Source organism: Acinetobacter sp. ACNIH2 (assembly GCF_002934965.1).
Taxonomy (GTDB): Bacteria; Pseudomonadota; Gammaproteobacteria; order Pseudomonadales; family Moraxellaceae; genus Acinetobacter; species Acinetobacter tandoii.
The window spans coordinates 2,116,154-2,133,441 of the sequence record NZ_CP026412.1 but is presented as its reverse complement, the minus strand read 5'-3'; the positions used below and the strand labels follow the sequence as shown (position 1 = coordinate 2,133,441).

The window sequence follows — 17,288 nt, the reverse complement described above, 5'->3', positions numbered from 1 at the left end:
TCTATTTTTCTAACTAACGAACCGCGGTCAGTTTGATTTGTCCTTGATTGCTTAATGCTTGCTCTTCAACATCCACTGCTGAAAGTAAAGGGGTCATAAAAATATATCGAGTTTGTGCAGGTAGCTGTAACATGCCGTCTATCACAGCATGGCGATATTTGTTTTCGGCACGGTCCTGATTTTTAAAACCAGTCACGCCTTCAATGACACAACCAGATTCATCCAGAAAAGCCACAAAAGGCCAGTAATAACTCGGTTGATTTTGACTCGAGGCATAAGAACTCAGTTGCACATTTTTAATGCCCGTCTGTACTTCCACCACTTCATAATCAAAATGGTCCTTTAACGGTTGGCGAGGCCATAAATTGACGTCTTGCTGAACTTTGAGTAATTTTGCTTTTTGTATTTTTTTATCGCGATAACAGCTTTGCCCCAAACTCTGTACCACTTGATCTTTTGCAATTGGATAATACTGGGTCGATAAAGTAATCACTGAGTTTTCAACTGGATTATTCTTCTTAAATAATCGGTCGAGTACACCTTGATTCACCCCTTTTTCGCGTTCAACCACTTGTAAACGAGGTGGGCCTAACTCTTTATCAACCACACCTTCAGGCATGATGTAAAAGCGTTTTTTATTTTCTAAATTAAACTCTTGCCCCTCTAAATATTCATTTTTCACATAACGATCCCCATTGATGTCTAAAAATCCATCTTGCAAGGGTTCGGAAGACATCGAACTGGTTTCTTGTTTGCTTTTTAATTGTGTGGCTTTTTGTATTGCCATATTGGTTTCAATTTTATGCAGTGTTCGCTCGACTTGCGCTGAAGTTGCTTTCTGAGTGACAGCGGATTGAACAAATTCCACAGGCGGTGTTTGAGGCGTGGTAACTTGCTGACTGAGCTGCTCATTCACTTGTTTTGGAATTTCAGTAGATTTTGCTGTTACAGCGACTTGTGGCTCAACATCGTTTATTGTTATTGCATGATCTGTTGATGGAATAGATTTACTTTTATCAACTATTTCTGGCTGTACCACGACAGGATTTTTTTGTACTTCAGCAATTTGAGGTTTAGTTTTTACTTGAGATTCAACTTTTTCAACGGCAACAGTTGGTGGTACAACAACTTGTACTTTTGGCATCGGTTGAACCACCTGAGCAGACGGTGCATCCTTTACTTTGATTTTGTCTTGTTCTGTTTTTTGCTTTGATGGAAGCTCAACCTGAGATTGAGCTTCCACTTTTTTGGTTTCAGCAGGCACACGTGGAATCACCATTGGACGACCATCTGGCCCAATGATGGTATAAAACTCACCCGCATTTGCAGACAGTGCCATCATCCCACATAAAACCCAAGTCGATGATGACACCCACGTAAACCGCTTAGCTTTATTGTTTTGTCTTACCATTTTGTACGATAACTCAAGCCTAAAATAGTGATATTGGTTTCAGTTTTTACGTTTAAGCCCGCATATGGGTTGAGTAAAATATTATTCACCCCAGTTTGGTTCGATAAAGTACTGGTATTGGCAGGAATACTGTCTTTACTGCGTAAATAACCAATGGATAAATCTAGGTCGGTATCGGCATCGAAGCGATAACCCACACCCAAACCAAATAATTGCGCATTATTAATAGGCACCATGGTATTTCGTTTGTCATCAGGGATGGCGCTAGTTCTTGGTTCATATCCAGCACGCAACTTCAAACGATCAGTTGCCGAATATTCAATCCCGATGCCATAGTTCCAAGGTGAGTCAAACTTCAAAGGCAATGACAAACTGTTGTCAGTAATCTCTGGCGAAAGGAGTTTGGCAATTTTTAATGCCGAGATAGAACGGTCAAACTCAAATTTGAACTTGTCCCATGCGCGATAATCTGTCCAGCCCACATCCACATTGACTTGTAAATCGGGCAGAAGCATATATTTGATCCCTGCCTGAATATGCTGTGGATATTCAAAATCCATCGACACTAGACCTGATTCAGTCGCAGGAATACTTTGCGGAAAACCTAAAATTGCCGCAAGAATCTGCCCTGTAGGCGAAGACATCAAACCATTGATTAACTCACGTGGCGCTTTTGAGTTATCAATCGTGTATTTCCCCTTCAAACGCATTTTTGAAGCACTTTGATACACCATACCAAAGCTAAATTCGTCGGTGGGTTCCCACATGACCCCAAGGTTAAAACTCGGACTCAATGATTGCTCCATCGCGACTTCCATCCGACCAAAACGGCCAAATGGATTCATTCCTTCTTGAGCATTACAAATCCCGAGTAATAAAATATCGGTAATCACATCCGAGTTGTCTTTAAATGGGGTACAAACCACTTCATCAATCATGCGTAACATCCCAATCATTTCATTCGGGAAACGCAAATCTGTTTTTAAGGCAAAAGCTTGATAAGACATGCCCACAGATGCACCAATGGAAAGTTCATCATTGACTTCATAAGCGATCGATGGTGACAAATAGGTAAAGCGCTCCAATGCCACCTGTTGTCCCATAAAGTTACTTGGATTGCCATTTTCTGCACCAAATCCAGCCACTAAGGGTGCATAAAATGCTGTGGCAAAAGTGGTTTTCGAACCAGGCGGTTTATATGCTGCACCCGCTGTTGGTGCAAGCATAGGCATACCTTCACCTAAATCGACGACTTTCTTTAAAAAAGGCACATATAGGCTGATATATTCTACATCGCCATTTACAGAGCCTTTGTAATCTGTACAGATGTCTGAAGCCACTTCAGGACCATCATTACACACCAAAGGGTCATCTGAATAACCAAAAACGTTATAGCCTTCAGGTACTGAATACTGACGTTTGATATTAAAGTCTGCCAGAATCCCCTGTACATCGGTTTGCAAACCTTCAATTTTCGTCAATGCCGCAGGGTTATAATGTACCGCACTTACTCCTGGAGGATCGGCTGTGACCGCATTCCCCATCGCAAGTGATCGAATATCTACTGACAAATTTTGCCCGAGTTGAGCAAAAGCCATACTTGAACAGCCCGATAAAACTATCGCTGAAACTAACGGGCTAAGTCGTACCTTGTACATGCGACTGCCCTCTTAGCTGATTTTTTTACCGAAACCTGCAATATCTAATGGGAAGGACAAACCTAAAGAGACATCGGGTGCATCTTCAGTTAAGCCAATACCTAAGGTGCCATTCACAATGGTTTCTGGTGAAACACGTACACCCAATGAAATTGCAAAGGTTGAACTGGTTTGATCGGCTGGTGAGTAACTTTCACCCGAGGTATATGTAAATTCTGCACCCGTATTGAAACTCTGCTGGTATGACATCGTCATAGACACATCATAGTTAAATGAATAGGCGAAACCGAATGAAAAACCTCCGCTAATACCGGGATCAAATTCTTCAATGACTCGCGGACCACGACGCTGATCTAAACCTGACTCTTTGAAACCATAGTTCGCAGATACAGAAGCAAAAAGTACTACAGGATCAATATACTTACGTGTGCTGGCACCTACACCTGCTGAATAATAACCTTTACCAGTAGCTAAGTCGGAAGTTGGATTAATTTCATAAGGACTATCGCCTGTTTTGGTCGAGATGTTTCCAAATAAAATTAAAGGTAAACGTCCAGTTTTAAGCGGGAACGGTTCCCAACGTGTACCTAAAGAGATATCCCCTAAGCCTGCGGTAGAGGTATCTTTTAAATTATCCGTCTTTGCAACGAGAGGTAATGAAGCCGTGAAGGTTAAATTATCGAGTATCCCGTACTGCACGGTAAACGTATTGGTCAAGGTGTGGCTGGCATTTTCCTGTACGCGTAATTGATACAGACTACCTTGTGCCATTTCTAAATCTAATTGGGTATCGCGATAATAGGTATAATCCACATCATAAAATGCAGAAATATCCCCTTTTTTAATTAAAGAATAGGCTCTAGACTAGCAGATTTATACTTAATTTTATCTAATGATGTTCCACAACTCAGTTGCTAACTCATTAGGTTCTCTCATCCAACGCCATTCAGACTCCTTCAGATGGTAGTCAAAATAATCTTTTGAGATACCATTGAACTTGGATAATCTTCGTTTACAGAAACTCCAAAATGATTCTATTCCATTTATGTGACATTGTCCTCTAGCAAACTCATTTGCTCCGTGATTTACCCTGAAATGCTTTGAATAACCAACATCAACTAGACCATTATAGCCTCGCCATCCATCACTATAAATGACACTTTCTAGTGCCACCTTACCTAAGATAACCTTTTGTAAAGTCTTCATTTTACAGTCAGGAACGATTTCAGTATAAACACGCCCATCCCGTTCAAATATTCCAAATACGGGTTGTTTTAAAGTGCCACGACCACGTTTTAACTTCCCATGAAAACCACGTTGTCGTTTAGCGCCAAAATAGCTTTCATCCACTTCAATAGAACCTACAAATTTAGTTCTTAAATCTGTTTGATGATCATAAATAGCTTCCCTAAAAAGCATGTACCAATAGTTGATCGTATTACGATTTAAATTGAGTAATAATGCAGTTTTAGAAGCGGGTATATCAATGCAAAAGCATTGAATGATTTTTTTAATCTTGTAGTGGCTTAATTTACTGTTTTTAATCATGATTACAGACCAACATAACTAGTCTGCTAGTCTAGAGCCAAAGAATATTGACGCTCATTTGAGGTAAATACTTCCTCAAGATTGGTCTGTTTAGTCGCATCACCTTCTTGTTGCTGCAAGGCACTCGAAGCTTGTTGTGGTGGTGTGGTATTGGTTTCTACACTTGATGCAACTGCTGTTTCTTGAGCTCCAACGGTTGTTCCCTGTGTTTCAGCTGTCGTATCGGCTGCATAAGCAATCCCCATCAAAATTTGAATACTCAGCACCAATAAAGTTTTATTCATCCATTGATTTTTCATTTCCGTCCACTCTATTCTTTTTTTATTTGCTTTAAACTGCTCTATTTGCTTTTGTAATATAGGCGTAAATGTTGATCGACATATTGGCCGTTCATCTCTGATTCTGGGTTATTATTGACAATTCTTGAGATCGTTGCCCCACGATCCGCCAGTTTTTCCATATAAAACTGAGGATATTGAATATCAACCAGTGCATAACGGTTTACTGTTGCATCCTCAACATGGCGCATATCACTATCCTGTAATGCCAATAAATTTTTACGTTGTTCTGGTGGAACACTAATTAGAAATAAAGTGTTATTTTCCCAAACTTGCTTAAAGCGTTCCTCATCAAAACTAATGTTTCCCAAAGCAGGATCTGCTACATAAACACGACCATCTTTATAGGCTTTAAACACCACAAAATGTTTAAACCCCGCATAAGAAATTGGAACAATGGCTGGCTGTCCCTGTGCGACTAAATCTGAAAAGTCACCTTTATACCCACCACTTTCTAAACCTAGTGCCGCGACAAAACGCTTCATATCCAGTAGTGAAAAGCTGCGACGCTCAATAATTCGCTCTGACTCTCCAAACTTGAGTAAGCCAGTCATGGTCTGTTGTTCCGTCAACTGTGTACCGACATAACCATTGAGCAATGTCGTTAAGGCAGCAGATCCACAGCTATAGTCATAGGCTTGACGTACAATGCCACGAAATTGATCAATTAATGCAGGTTGAATTTGAACGGTTTCACGGTGCATGCGGGTAAAGGAATCTTGCCGTGAATCCAATGTTTCAGTGTAATAAACTGCCTCAGGAGGTTTTTCTTTTATTTCAAAGGCTTGTGTGGCAAAATAATACATCAATGCCGAGCCCAATGCGATCTCTAACATATTCCCTAACTTTCTGGTGTTCGGCATGACGTGCCTGAAATTTATTATTTTTCTAGAGTAAAAACTCTATACTTCCTTGTATTTTGACAACATACCTGTTTTTTCAAAAAAGAAACAGCTTTTTCTTACATTTTTAGATGAACTGAATGGTTTTTTGTAAAAAAAAAGCGCGTGAATTCACGCGCTTTTTCTACGAAAGGATTAGTGACCAGAAATCGTAATCACTGCACCTGGTGTGTAAACACCTAAAGATGGGCTGAAATAGGTTTGTAAACCTTGTACTTCCACATCACCAATTGATGCGGCAGCTTGACTACCCAAATGTACACCTTTCACATAGTTATCTACTGCACCGCTAGAGCTGATAATACGTAAATAACCTTTGTTTGCACCTTCTGTACCAATCACGCTGATTGATTGATTCAAGGTTAAATCTTTCGCATTAGCATCCGCAACTTTAATGCTGTCAACGAAGATTTGACCTGCTGCACGGTTACCAGCAGTACCATCACCCGTACCTTGTTTTGTTGAATTATCCAAAATACCGAGGTTAGTAATTTCTAAACCACCAATCATACTCGCATTCAACTTAACCATCGCCCCTTGTGGTGCTGCACCCAATTGAATATTGGCAGACATAGGACCTGTTTTTAAAGATAAACCAGATAAAATTGCATTGTAGTTAGCATCATCTCCACCACGACGAATGTTGGTTGAAGCTGCTGTTGGAAGCGCACCTGAACCTGTTACGCCAATTTCCCCAATTTTAATATCTAAGCCAGAAACTTGTGCACCAATGTTCAGGAACGCACCACCTGTTCCTGAAGTACCAGCATCAGTATCAATGGTTAAGTCTGCTAGGTTACGTGAAGCGAGTAAGTATGCACCCGCATTATCATAGTTAGCACCAATCACAATACCTTTAGTTGCCGTAGCACCTGTACCATTACCCTTAATTACAATGGCACCAGCAGTTGAAGTACCACCCAATCCCGCTGTTGCAAGACCGTCATTGTCATGAATGAATAATTTTTCAATTTCGACTTTAGAAATGCCAATACCGATATTTAAACCATCTTGACCCGTTGCCGCGCTTAATGAAGCATCATCCATTGCTTGCATAGCCATCGCATTCGCGCTAATAGCCATTGAAGAAACTAAAACAAGTTTAGTCAATTTTTTCATGTTCCACTCTCCCAAGAGTATTCTTTTTCTTTAATGTCAACCACTCGATGTATCTGTTGTTTTATTTGTTTTTCGACAACAGTACATAGTTCCTTGAGTGATCCGTTGGCACCCATAACGTTATAGGTCTGTTATTTTTTGTTCAACTGCTGTTGGTCGCAATCTGAATCTTGCCGACAAACGGTATTTACTATGTTGTTTCTTTCACATTCGAGTAAAATATAAAATATTGTTTTAATGCCAGCTTTATTAAGCATATGACCACCCCCTCTATTTTCAAAAATATTATCTTTAATCAACCTGTTAACGTTCAAGAAATTCTGCTACGTCTAGATGATCTTCCGCATTTAATTTATTTAAAAAACAATCAAAGCCCGGTCATTGCTTTTCTCCCAAATCAATTTGAATGTGTAAAAAATGGCATCTGTCAAACTTACCAAAGAAAACAGATTGACCAATATGAACAGATTGAATCAAATTTAAGCTTCAATCAGTCCGAAGATATTCAGGTAAATTCTGATGGATTTCAGGGTGGCCTTATGGGTTTCATCAGTTATGATTTTGCCAGTACACAACATGTGAAGGTTCACTCAAAAAATCAACCTAGTTTATGGCTTGGGGTATTTCAAACTTATTTAAAATTTCAGGATGATGCTTGGCATTTTTATAGTCATGAGCCTGAAGCTGAACAACTTTTCGAATTCATTCAAAATAAATTAGAATCGACATCGTCAAGTCCCCAATTACAGCTTACTCAAAGCTGTCATGCACGTTGGAATAAACAACAATATCAAGCAGCTTTTACACAAGTTCAAGAATATATTAAGGCTGGTGATTGTTATCAAATTAACCTGACCCAAGAATTTAAAGGACAAGCTGAAGGGCGTTTACTCTCTGTGGCACAAGAGTTCTGGCAGTTAACGGATGCACCTTATTCAGGTTATTTAAAAACTGAAGACTTCGAATTACTGAGCTGCTCTCCTGAGCTTTTTATCGAATTTTTAGCAGAAAAAAAACTGGTAACTAAACCGATTAAGGGCACTATGCCACGTTATGCAGATGCAGAGCGCGATGCGCAATCTAAACACCAATTGCAACACTCTCCTAAAGATCAGGCTGAAAATGTCATGATCGTAGATTTGTTACGTAATGATTTAAGTGTTTATGCAGAAACGGGTACAGTTAAAACACCTAAATTATTTGAGATTGAATCATTTAATCAAGTGCATCACATGGTCAGTGAGGTTACAGCAACCCTGAAGCCAAACGTCAAAGCTTTAGATGTGTTATTGGCAGCGCTACCTGGTGGCTCCATTACAGGGGCACCTAAAATTCGTGCCATGCAAATTATTGAGGAATTAGAAGGCGCGCCACGTGGGGCTTATTGTGGATCGTTGGGTTATTTTAATTTTAATGGCACAGGTTCATGGAATATTTTGATTCGTTCTATTCAGAAATATCAACAGGATATTTCTTTGTGGGCAGGCGGTGGCATCACGATTGCCTCTGACTGCGATGCGGAATATCAAGAATGTTTTGATAAAGTTTCTGCCATGCTGGATTTACTCAACACATGGCAGAAGCCGCAATCTTAAGCCAGAATATCTTGCTTTAAGGTTTCAACCAAACGCTGATTTTGCTCATCGGTACCAATGGTAATACGCAAGAATTGATTAATGCGTGGCTTATTGAAATAACGCACGATAATGCCTCGCTCACGTAATTCAGCAGCTAACTCACCTGCATCTTTATTCGGTAAAGATGCAAAAATGAAATTGGCTTTAGATGGCAATACCACGAAACCAATCTCTTGTAGTTCATTGACCAATTTTTCACGACTACGAATGACTTTTTCACATTGCTGTTCAAAATATGCTTGATCTTCAAAAGAGGCCACGGCTGCGGCAATCGCAAAGCGATCCATTGGATAAGAGTTGAAACTATTTTTCACTGCTTCCAATGCAGCAATTAAATGCGGTTGTGCAATGGCAAAACCAACACGTAAACCTGCCAGTGAACGAGACTTAGATGTGGTTTGGCAAACCACCAAATTCTCATATTTTTCCACTAATTTAACAGCAGATTCAGCACCAAAATCGACATAAGCTTCATCAATTACCACCACTGAATCAGGGTTGGCTTGCAAGACTTCTTCAATGGCTTGCAAACCTAAGGCAATACTGGTTGGTGCATTCGGATTAGTGATAATAATGCCGCCATTGGCTTGCTTATAATCATCTACCACAATCTCAAAAGCATCATTCAAGGGTAAAACTTTGGTTTTGACACCAAAAAATTGACTATAAACAGGGTAAAAACTGTAGGTAATATCAGGATAAAGGATGGGTTTATCTTGGACAAAAAAAGCCTTAAAGATATGTGCCAAAACTTCGTCTGAACCATTTCCGACAAAAACATTTTCCAATGCAACATTTTGTTGTTTAGCAATCGCCTGCTTTAAAGCGGAAGCATCAGGATCTGGATATAAACGTAAGGCATCCGCAGAATCTACTAGTACCGCTTGAACAGCTTCTACGACTTTCGGGGATGGTGGGTATGGATTTTCATTGGTATTTAATTTTAATAAATTTTGAATTTTGGGTTGCTCGCCTGGTACATACGGTTCTAATTCACGTACTTCAGGGCTCCAAAAACGCATTTGTTCAGTAGTGATTGACATCTTCATTTCTCTTATCTTTTTGTGTCCAAGACTACTCATCTAAGCTGAGGCAAAAGTTTTTAATGTTGCTTGATGGATTGAATCCCGCATACATCTCTAACATTGCTGTTCTAACTCTACCTAAACCTTATTTAGACTGTAAATCAGACGTTGGACAAATCTTATTAAACTCAAGCTCTAGAGTTCTGTCTGCTCAAGATGCTCCCTTCTCCATATGAGATGTAGAAGGGAATATCAAACCTAATCTTGATAACGGTAGCGTGCTGAGCGAGCATGAGCATCTAAACTCTCTTGCTGAGCCAAGATATCAGCGGTTTTTGCCAGCGGTTTTACCCCTGCTTTAGAGCACAAAATCAAACTTGAACGTTTTTGAAAATCATATACACCGAGTGGCGATGAAAAACGCGCTGTACCTGAAGTTGGCAAAACGTGGTTTGGCCCAGCACAATAGTCACCAATCGCTTCTGGAGTGTACCGTCCCATAAAGATTGCACCTGCATGGCGAATATCTTCTGCCATTTCTTGTGCTTCATCTAGACACAGTTCTAGATGCTCTGGTGCTACTTGGTTAATAAGATCAATCGCTTCTTGACGGTCTTTAACCAAGACCAAAGCCCCACGATTTGCAATTGAAGTACGTGCAATTTCAGCTTTCGGCAATACGGCTAAATGCTCTTCTACGGCTTGAGCAACCTCATTCAGTAGTTGCTCATCAGGCGTAATGAAAATGGCTTGAGCGACGGTATCATGCTCGGCTTGGGACAATACATCCATTGCCAACCATTTCGCATCATTTTCACCCTCAGCATACACCAAAATTTCTGAAGGACCTGCAATCATGTCAATGCCAACTTGGCCAAACACTGCACGTTTCGCAGCAGCGACAAAACGGTTACCTGGTCCAGTGATTTTATCTACACATGGAACTGTTTCTGTACCATAAGCCAAGGCAGCAACTGCTTGCGCCCCCCCAATAGTAAATACACGTGTCACACCAGCCAAATAAGCCGCGGCTAATACCAATGGATTCAACTCACCATTTGGTGCTGGAACCACCATAATAATTTCAGGTACACCTGCCACATGAGCTGGTACAGCATTCATCAATACAGAAGATGGATATGAAGCCAACCCCCCAGGCACATAAATACCCACCCGATCTAAAGGGGTTACTTTTTGACCTAAGGTATTACCCAAAGCATCAACATAAGTCCAGCCTTCTTGTTTTTGCGCTTGGTGAAATTCGCGAATGCGTTCTGCGGCAAACTCAAGTGCTTCACGCACTTCCGAGTTTAAACCCTCAAATGCAGCTTTTAGTTCTGCTTGGGTTAATTCTAGATCTGAAAATTGATGCGCTGGATGTCGATCGAATTGTTGGGTAAGTTTTAGAACATGAGCATCACCGTGCTGACGAACATCAGCGATGATTTGATCTACGGTTTTTAAAAGTTCAGGATCACTTACAGTTTCAAAAGCTAACAAGTCAGCAAAAGCTTGCTTGAAGTTTTGATCTTGAGTCGATAAACGTCGCATCAATTTACCCACAAGGTTCGAATTGGAAAGCGTTAGTTTACCTTGTTTCCATGAAGTTGTGGGCAAGATAACATCAGCATTTCAACTTAGTCCCATCGGAAATCACTTTCATCAATATAAAAAGGTTGGATTAAGTGTTCACATCGGGATGATCCCAATCACCATCGCGCTGTATTAACCAATTTAAAGCACCGTGCCGCTCTAATACAACCGATGCATTTAAACCCGCTGGTGCTTGCTGATGTTTAAGTCTAGCATCGACACATGCCCAGTCATAACGATAGATCAAATCCGCTTCATCTAATAATTCTTCAATATCTCTCAGTTTTACTTGTGCCATAAATGCATCAAAAGAGTCACATGAAGAAACTGCCTGAATCGCAAAATCACAATCTGCAATGTTTGCAGGGTAATTTAGCTCCTCAACCACACCAAGTGCCCAAAGTAACGTCCAATAGGCTTCATATTTCCAGATCATATTAATTACATCTTGTGTCGTGCCCTCACGATGGATAATTGCCAGCTCTTTTGGCGTCAATTCAGACCAAACATCAAATTTCTGTATTAGATCTATGATGAAAGCTTGAGTTTCATCATCAAACTGATCATGGTTAAGATCACAAGCAGCCTGAATTACCAATAGACATGCAATTGCTCGTTTTGCAATTTGTTCTACTGACCTTGGTTCAATCTCATCCGCAGCTTCAATATAAGGTAGCCAGTCAATATAAGGCACAGATTGTGATTGTAATTTTAAAATGGATGCTTGCTTTCTTTGTTCTGGAGTTTTCATATGACTCTTCATTTTTCAAAAAGTGCTAGCACATTAAACCATTCATATATCGTTAAGTCAGTCATTTATTAACATCATGATTTTATTCTGTTTGTTGAAAAATTAAAAAACCGCCCCAAAGGGCGGTTTTAGAATATCATTTTAATTACGCTTGTTTTGCCTTTTGACGTTCTTCAACTGCTATTTCTAACTGTGCAAGAATCGGATTTAACAAGGCTTGTTTGCGCTTAAAACTGGCTTTATTCACAATCAAACGTGAAGACACTTTGCAAATTTCTTCCAATGGCTCTAAGCCATTGGCACGCAAGGTATTCCCGGTATCAACCACATCGACAATGTAATCACCCAAACCAACTAAAGGTGCTAGCTCCATAGATCCATAAAGCTTAATCACATCGACCTGCTCACCTAAGCTAGCATAGTATTGACGCGTTAAATTGACATACTTAGTTGCAATTTTCAGACGACCTTTCGGACGCTCCATGCCAACCTTACCCGCCGTCATCAATTTGCAGTTGGCAATTTTAAGATCCAATGGTTCATAGACATTTTGTGCGCCATGTTCCATAAGCACATCTTTACCCGCAACACCAATATCTGCCGCACCATTTTCTACATAGGTCGGCACATCTGAAGCACGTAAAATTAAAATACGGACTTGCTTATGTGTGGTCGGAAAAATCAATTTACGGGATTTGTCTGGATCTTCGAGTAAATTGATACCCGCTGTTTCAAGTAAGGGTAAAGTTTCCTTGAGAATACGCCCCTTACTTAATGCCAATGTTAAACCATGATCAAAATTGCCCATTACATTGAAATTAGGATCATCGTTTCTCATGTCACTCATGCACTTACTCGCTTAATTTGAGCACCTAAACCTTGTAATTTTGCTTCAACATCTTCGTAACCGCGATCAATATGATAAATACGGTCAATCAATGTTTCACCTTCAGCAGCCAATGCAGCCAAGACTAAAGAGAATGATGCACGTAAATCTGTTGCCATCACGGGTGCAGCAGAAAGTTTCTCAACACCTGTTACGATTGCATCATTTCCTTCAACTTCAATATTTGCTCCCATACGAGACAACTCAGGCACATGCATAAAACGGTTTTCAAAAATCGTTTCCGAAATAGTCGCAAAACCACGACCAATCACGTTTACGGCCATGAGCTGTGCTTGCATGTCTGTCGGAAACTCTGGATGCGGCAATGTACGGAAACTCACTGCTTTAGGACGTTTGCCCATCATATCCAGTTCAATCCAATCTTCACCACGGGTGACTTCCGCACCCATTTCTTCAAACTTTTCTAACACTGACTCCATTAAACTTGGATCAGTATGCGTGGTCTTCACACGACCACCCGTAATCGCAGCAGCAGCTAAATATGAACCTGTCTCAATACGATCGGCTACAACGGCATATTCACAACCATGTAAGCTTTCTACACCAGTTACAATTAATGTATCCGTATCTAAACCTTCAATTTTCGCCCCCATCTTGATCAACATTTTCGCAAGATCGGTAATTTCAGGTTCACGTGCAGCATTACGTATGGTGGTGACACCATCCGCCAAAACTGCCGCCATTAAGATATTTTCAGTACCACCTACGGTCACCATATCAAAGACAACTTCGCCACCTTTTAAGCGACCATCGACTTTGGCAAGCACATAGCCATTTTCAACTTCAATTTCAGCGCCTAAAGCTTCAAGTGCTTTTAAGTGCTGATCGACTGGGCGTGAACCAATTGCACAACCACCTGGTAAAGAAACTTTCGCACTACCATAACGTGCAACTAAAGGGCCAAGCACCAAGATTGAAGCACGCATGGTCTTAACCAATTCATAAGGTGCAAACTGGTTATCTAAAGTAGACGTATCCGCAGTAACCGTATCACCTTCATAAGTCATGGTGATGCCTAAACCTGCAATCAACTTCACTAAGGTATTTACATCTTTTAAATGCGGCACATTGGTCAATTTGATCGGCGAATCTGCCAAAATCATCGCTGCAAGCAATGGCAAGGCAGCATTTTTTGCACCCGAAATTCGAACTTCACCTTCGAGCTTAACACCACCTTGAATCAAAAATTTATCCATTAATTTTTAAGCTCCAAAAAGGCTAGCTTTGCGCCATTCTTCTTTTGTCATTGCGCGAATGGTCACAGCATGGACTTCACCACTTGCAATGTAAGAGTTCAACGGAGCATAAACAGTCTGTTGGCGCGCAACAGGACGTTTTCCTTCAAACTGATCATCAACAATTCGAAGATCAAACTTGCCCGCTTGCCCACTAACTGCTACTTCAGCTTCAGGAAAAGCAGTTTTCAAAATTTCAGTGAGCTGTTCACTATTCATGACAAAGACCTCTATACAGGACCAATGGTGTAAAACCCGCCATTTTACTATAAATCAAGTAAAATAAAGCATTCATCGCACAATTTTTATAGATAAAAAAAGGAGGTTTATTCAAACCTCCTCAGATCGGAATCCAGATTAAGCTAAAACTGGGGCATGATCCATTTGTAATTCACGATGTTTATGTAATTGTCGTTTTAATTTTTCCGTCAATTTTTTAATTGAAGTGTACATATCATCTGCCGTGGCCTGTGCAAACAACTCTATACCAGGTAAGCGGATGATAGCTTCCGCAATATGATTCGAACTACCTTTTTTAGAATGTTTGTCGATTTGATGATCTTTGGACAGCTTCACCTGCATACTATTGACTTGATCTAAATGTTTCGTCATTTGGGCAAATTTTTCACGAATATTTTCTTCGATTGCAGGGGTGATAGTTAAATGATGACCACGAATTGTTATTTGCATAATTCTATCCCTCACCTTCTTTTAGGATTAGCAAAGATACAGCCGAAATGTTTCACAGCCAGAAAAGAATCCGCACAATCTGATCAAGCCATTTCAACCGTCCTTTAAAATAAAAAAGAGATTCATTATTCCGTCATAATGAATCTCTAGAATAGTCATACTTTAAATTTTAGATCAAGACTTTTCGCTCGGAAGAAGACGGAATATGTAACGATTCACGATACTTTGCGACTGTACGACGTGCAACATCAATTCCCTCTTCCTTCAACATATTCGCAATCGTATTATCAGACAATGGTTTGCGTGCGTTCTCTTCAGCAATCATCTTCTTAATTTTTGCGCGAATGGCTGTAGATGAAGCTTCCCCACCCGATGTTGTCCCAACGTGACTTGAGAAAAAATACTTCAATTCAAATAACCCACGCGGAGTCAACATATACTTATTGGTTGTCACACGTGAGACTGTTGACTCATGCAACTCAACTTCTGCTGCAATATCACGCAACACCAAAGGTTTCATCCCTTCAGCACCGATTTCTAAAAAGGCTTTTTGATGCTCAACAATACAAGAAGCTACTTTCAACAAGGTTTTATGGCGTTCATCGACACTTTTAATGAAGTTTTTGGCTTCCAACATTTGATTACGCAAATATTGATTTTCATCACTTTGATCAGCTCGGCGAATCATATTGGCATAAAATGAGTTAACTCTTAATTTAGGCATCACATCAGGATTTAGCTGAATTTGCCAATGATCATTGCGCTTCATGACCACCACATCAGGAATTTGATAATCAGAATCTTTATCCTCAAACTCAAGCCCTGGATGTGCTTTTAATGTTTTTAATAAATTTACCGCAGCTTTGATTTGGTCAGTATTTAACCCCGTTTGTTTAAGCAACTTAGCCAGTTCATTCGAAATCAACAATTCATAATGTTTAAGTAAAATTATCGCTTCATGACGATAAGCCGTTTGTACAGGTAAACTCTCTAGTTGAACCATTAAACATTCAGCCAGATTTCTAGCGCCAATCCCAATTGGATCAAGACGTTGGATATGCTTTAAAACGACTATAACTTCATCATCTTCGATAACTTCGTCATAATCCATAGATGCTAAAAGGTGTTGGACTGATGCTGTAATCTCTGAAATCTCTACATCCAAAAACCCCTTATCATCTAATGAGTCGATAATGCAGTAGGCAATTAAACGATCAATCTGAGAAAAATGAAGTAAATTAATTTGCTCAAGCATATGCTCTTTTAAGCCTATATGACCTTGGCGATTATCTTCTCGTTCTTCAAATTCTGGACTGCCCAAACTGGTTGATTGATGAGTATAAACATCATCCCAATCCGTATCCACGGGTAAATCATCTGGTAAATGATCTGCATTTAATTGATTGGTTAAATCGCTATTATCATGTTCTTTTTCTAAGCTTGATAAACTTTCAACACTATTTTGCTCTTCTACTTTTTCTAATAATGGGTTACTGTCGAGTTGAATTTGAATTTCTTGTTCCAACTCTAAACTAGACAATTGAAGCAAACGAATGGCCTGTTGCAACTGAGGAGTCAAAGACAATGAGTTCGCAACTTTAAGCCCAACCGATAACTTCATATCACCCTACTCATTATTAATCATTAAATACAAGCAATTTTTATGCCTATTAATATTTTTATAGCATAGTTTTAGTAAAAGTCATACAAAGTTTTATTAAAAATTGAATAAATTGGTCGACCCTTTCACAACCAGCATGATCTTAGAGCATCTAGAAATGACAAAGACATAATATTTGCAAGGTTAAAACTGATTGCTCCCTTGTTGATCTTAAACAGACAAATCACTTTCAATTTCTAGGATAGGTAAAGTTTGAGCTATTTTTTTAGATATTTAACCCAAATATGTTCGTGATCCGTTATTTGAACAAACTCATGATACTTAAACATGGAAATTAAAGGCTTATTTAAAAGTGGGTAAATTGCATTTGGATTATGCAAGGAAATTAGGTCTTTCTGATTTTCTTGTAAAAAGACTATGGCACTAATGTAATTACTATAATGTGTAAATAAACCTAACTCGCAGTATATTTCGGTTGAATGTCCTTGTTCATTTCTTTTTGCTTTCGCTCTAAAATTTCTTCAAATAACTTTTCCGACTTGGTTCGCTTCACATGAAACCCACTTCCCTTACTTAGAATTTAGTATTTAATTTAATAAATATTTATATAAAAAAACACCCCCTTCTTATTAGAAGGGGGTGTTTGAATTAATGAGCTGGCGATGACTTACTCTCACATGGGTAACCCCACACTACCATCAGCGCTAAGAGGTTTCACTTCTGAGTTCGGGAAGGGATCAGGTGGTTCACTCTTGCTATTGTCGCCAGCACAACTGTTTATGGACTTGTTCAGGTTTTATGCTCAGATCATTTGATCTTGTTGCTACCCTACTTGGTACCAAATGAGTTATTA

Annotated in this window: 14 protein-coding genes, 1 rRNA gene and 2 pseudogenes; 1 reads left to right on the top strand and 16 read right to left on the bottom strand. The window is 39.6% G+C overall.

The genetic code is table 11. The features are described from left to right. Window positions 1–13 precede the first annotated feature (13 nt). The 7 genes and pseudogenes from filE to C3F34_RS09970 form a co-directional block, all read right to left on the bottom strand. Window positions 14–1,342: a putative pilus assembly protein FilE gene (gene filE / locus C3F34_RS10000; RefSeq protein WP_158654347.1), complete on the bottom strand. Its 1,329-nt coding sequence runs from the start codon at window positions 1,340–1,342 to the stop codon at window positions 14–16. Between the two features lie 62 nt (window positions 1,343–1,404). Beyond that, window positions 1,405–3,069: an OmpP1/FadL family transporter gene (locus C3F34_RS09995; RefSeq protein WP_104441485.1), complete on the bottom strand. Its 1,665-nt coding sequence runs from the start codon at window positions 3,067–3,069 to the stop codon at window positions 1,405–1,407. A 12-nt stretch (window positions 3,070–3,081) separates the two neighbouring features. Beyond that, window positions 3,082–3,930: pseudogene (locus C3F34_RS09990) on the bottom strand (hypothetical protein); the annotation flags it as partial. Between the two features lie 24 nt (window positions 3,931–3,954). Beyond that, a complete protein-coding gene (locus C3F34_RS09985) occupies window positions 3,955–4,617 on the bottom strand; it encodes an IS1595 family transposase (protein WP_104440784.1) in 663 nt (220 codons plus the stop codon). A gap of 38 nt (window positions 4,618–4,655) precedes the next feature. Further along, window positions 4,656–4,916, bottom strand: a pseudogene (locus C3F34_RS09980) (hypothetical protein); the annotation flags it as partial. Window positions 4,917–4,957: 41 nt separating this feature from the next. Beyond that, window positions 4,958–5,791, bottom strand: a complete 834-nt coding sequence (locus tag C3F34_RS09975) for a C39 family peptidase (protein ID WP_104441483.1) — start codon at window positions 5,789–5,791, stop codon at window positions 4,958–4,960. 201 nt (window positions 5,792–5,992) lie between these two features. Then, window positions 5,993–6,976 (bottom strand): DUF6160 family protein, encoded by a 984-nt coding sequence (locus C3F34_RS09970; protein ID WP_016167317.1) that lies wholly within the window; start codon window positions 6,974–6,976, stop codon window positions 5,993–5,995. Between the two features lie 257 nt (window positions 6,977–7,233). Between C3F34_RS09970 and pabB the strand changes: the two genes are divergently transcribed. Further along, on the top strand, window positions 7,234–8,571 hold the full coding sequence (pabB, locus tag C3F34_RS09965) for an aminodeoxychorismate synthase component I (RefSeq protein WP_104441482.1): 1,338 nt from the start codon (window positions 7,234–7,236) through the stop codon (window positions 8,569–8,571). Here pabB and hisC read toward each other — a convergent pair. The 9 genes from hisC to rrf form a co-directional block, all read right to left on the bottom strand. Continuing rightward, entirely contained in the window at window positions 8,568–9,656 is a 1,089-nt protein-coding gene (gene hisC, locus C3F34_RS09960) for a histidinol-phosphate transaminase (protein WP_044740844.1), read from the bottom strand. The two genes, pabB and hisC, sit on opposite strands and share 4 nt — an antisense overlap. A 240-nt stretch (window positions 9,657–9,896) precedes the next feature. Continuing rightward, window positions 9,897–11,201 carry a histidinol dehydrogenase gene (gene hisD / locus C3F34_RS09955; protein WP_171285001.1) on the bottom strand — a complete coding sequence of 435 codons (1,305 nt, stop codon included), beginning with the start codon at window positions 11,199–11,201 and terminating at the stop codon, window positions 9,897–9,899. A gap of 118 nt (window positions 11,202–11,319) precedes the next feature. Then, window positions 11,320–11,982: a DUF4272 domain-containing protein gene (locus C3F34_RS09950; RefSeq protein WP_016167321.1), complete on the bottom strand. Its 663-nt coding sequence runs from the start codon at window positions 11,980–11,982 to the stop codon at window positions 11,320–11,322. Window positions 11,983–12,127: 145 nt separating this feature from the next. Beyond that, entirely contained in the window at window positions 12,128–12,829 is a 702-nt protein-coding gene (gene hisG, locus C3F34_RS09945; RefSeq protein ID WP_016167322.1) for an ATP phosphoribosyltransferase, read from the bottom strand. Continuing rightward, complete coding sequence (murA, locus tag C3F34_RS09940; protein WP_104441480.1) at window positions 12,826–14,085, bottom strand: UDP-N-acetylglucosamine 1-carboxyvinyltransferase; 1,260 nt, start codon at window positions 14,083–14,085, stop codon at window positions 12,826–12,828. Before murA ends, hisG begins: the two co-directional genes overlap by 4 nt. 6 nt (window positions 14,086–14,091) lie before the next feature. Continuing rightward, complete coding sequence (gene ibaG, locus C3F34_RS09935; protein ID WP_016167324.1) at window positions 14,092–14,343, bottom strand: BolA family iron metabolism protein IbaG; 252 nt, start codon at window positions 14,341–14,343, stop codon at window positions 14,092–14,094. A gap of 138 nt (window positions 14,344–14,481) precedes the next feature. Next, entirely contained in the window at window positions 14,482–14,814 is a 333-nt protein-coding gene (gene hpf / locus C3F34_RS09930) for a ribosome hibernation-promoting factor, HPF/YfiA family (protein ID WP_016167325.1), read from the bottom strand. A 169-nt stretch (window positions 14,815–14,983) separates the two neighbouring features. Beyond that, window positions 14,984–16,435 (bottom strand): RNA polymerase factor sigma-54, encoded by a 1,452-nt coding sequence (locus tag C3F34_RS09925; protein WP_104441479.1) that lies wholly within the window; start codon window positions 16,433–16,435, stop codon window positions 14,984–14,986. 654 nt (window positions 16,436–17,089) lie between these two features. Continuing rightward, window positions 17,090–17,204 (bottom strand): 5S ribosomal RNA (gene rrf / locus C3F34_RS09920). Window positions 17,205–17,288: the final 84 nt, after the last annotated feature.

What these genes read in the sequence shown, in the direction of transcription:
- hpf (WP_016167325.1), bottom strand. Translation starts at nt 14,814, where the DNA reads ATGCAAATAACAATTCGTGGTCATCATTTAACTATCACCCCTGCAATC.
- C3F34_RS09975 (WP_104441483.1), bottom strand. Translation starts at nt 5,791, where the DNA reads ATGTTAGAGATCGCATTGGGCTCGGCATTGATGTATTATTTTGCCACA.
- C3F34_RS09985 (WP_104440784.1), bottom strand. Translation starts at nt 4,617, where the DNA reads ATGATTAAAAACAGTAAATTAAGCCACTACAAGATTAAAAAAATCATT.
- ibaG (WP_016167324.1), bottom strand. Translation starts at nt 14,343, where the DNA reads ATGAATAGTGAACAGCTCACTGAAATTTTGAAAACTGCTTTTCCTGAA.
- C3F34_RS09950 (WP_016167321.1), bottom strand. Translation starts at nt 11,982, where the DNA reads ATGAAAACTCCAGAACAAAGAAAGCAAGCATCCATTTTAAAATTACAA.
- hisG (WP_016167322.1), bottom strand. Translation starts at nt 12,829, where the DNA reads ATGAGTGACATGAGAAACGATGATCCTAATTTCAATGTAATGGGCAAT.
- filE (WP_158654347.1), bottom strand. Translation starts at nt 1,342, where the DNA reads ATGATGGCACTGTCTGCAAATGCGGGTGAGTTTTATACCATCATTGGG.
- C3F34_RS09925 (WP_104441479.1), bottom strand. Translation starts at nt 16,435, where the DNA reads ATGAAGTTATCGGTTGGGCTTAAAGTTGCGAACTCATTGTCTTTGACT.
- C3F34_RS09970 (WP_016167317.1), bottom strand. Translation starts at nt 6,976, where the DNA reads ATGAAAAAATTGACTAAACTTGTTTTAGTTTCTTCAATGGCTATTAGC.
- hisC (WP_044740844.1), bottom strand. Translation starts at nt 9,656, where the DNA reads ATGTCAATCACTACTGAACAAATGCGTTTTTGGAGCCCTGAAGTACGT.
- C3F34_RS09995 (WP_104441485.1), bottom strand. Translation starts at nt 3,069, where the DNA reads ATGTACAAGGTACGACTTAGCCCGTTAGTTTCAGCGATAGTTTTATCG.
- pabB (WP_104441482.1), top strand. Translation starts at nt 7,234, where the DNA reads ATGACCACCCCCTCTATTTTCAAAAATATTATCTTTAATCAACCTGTT.
- murA (WP_104441480.1), bottom strand. Translation starts at nt 14,085, where the DNA reads ATGGATAAATTTTTGATTCAAGGTGGTGTTAAGCTCGAAGGTGAAGTT.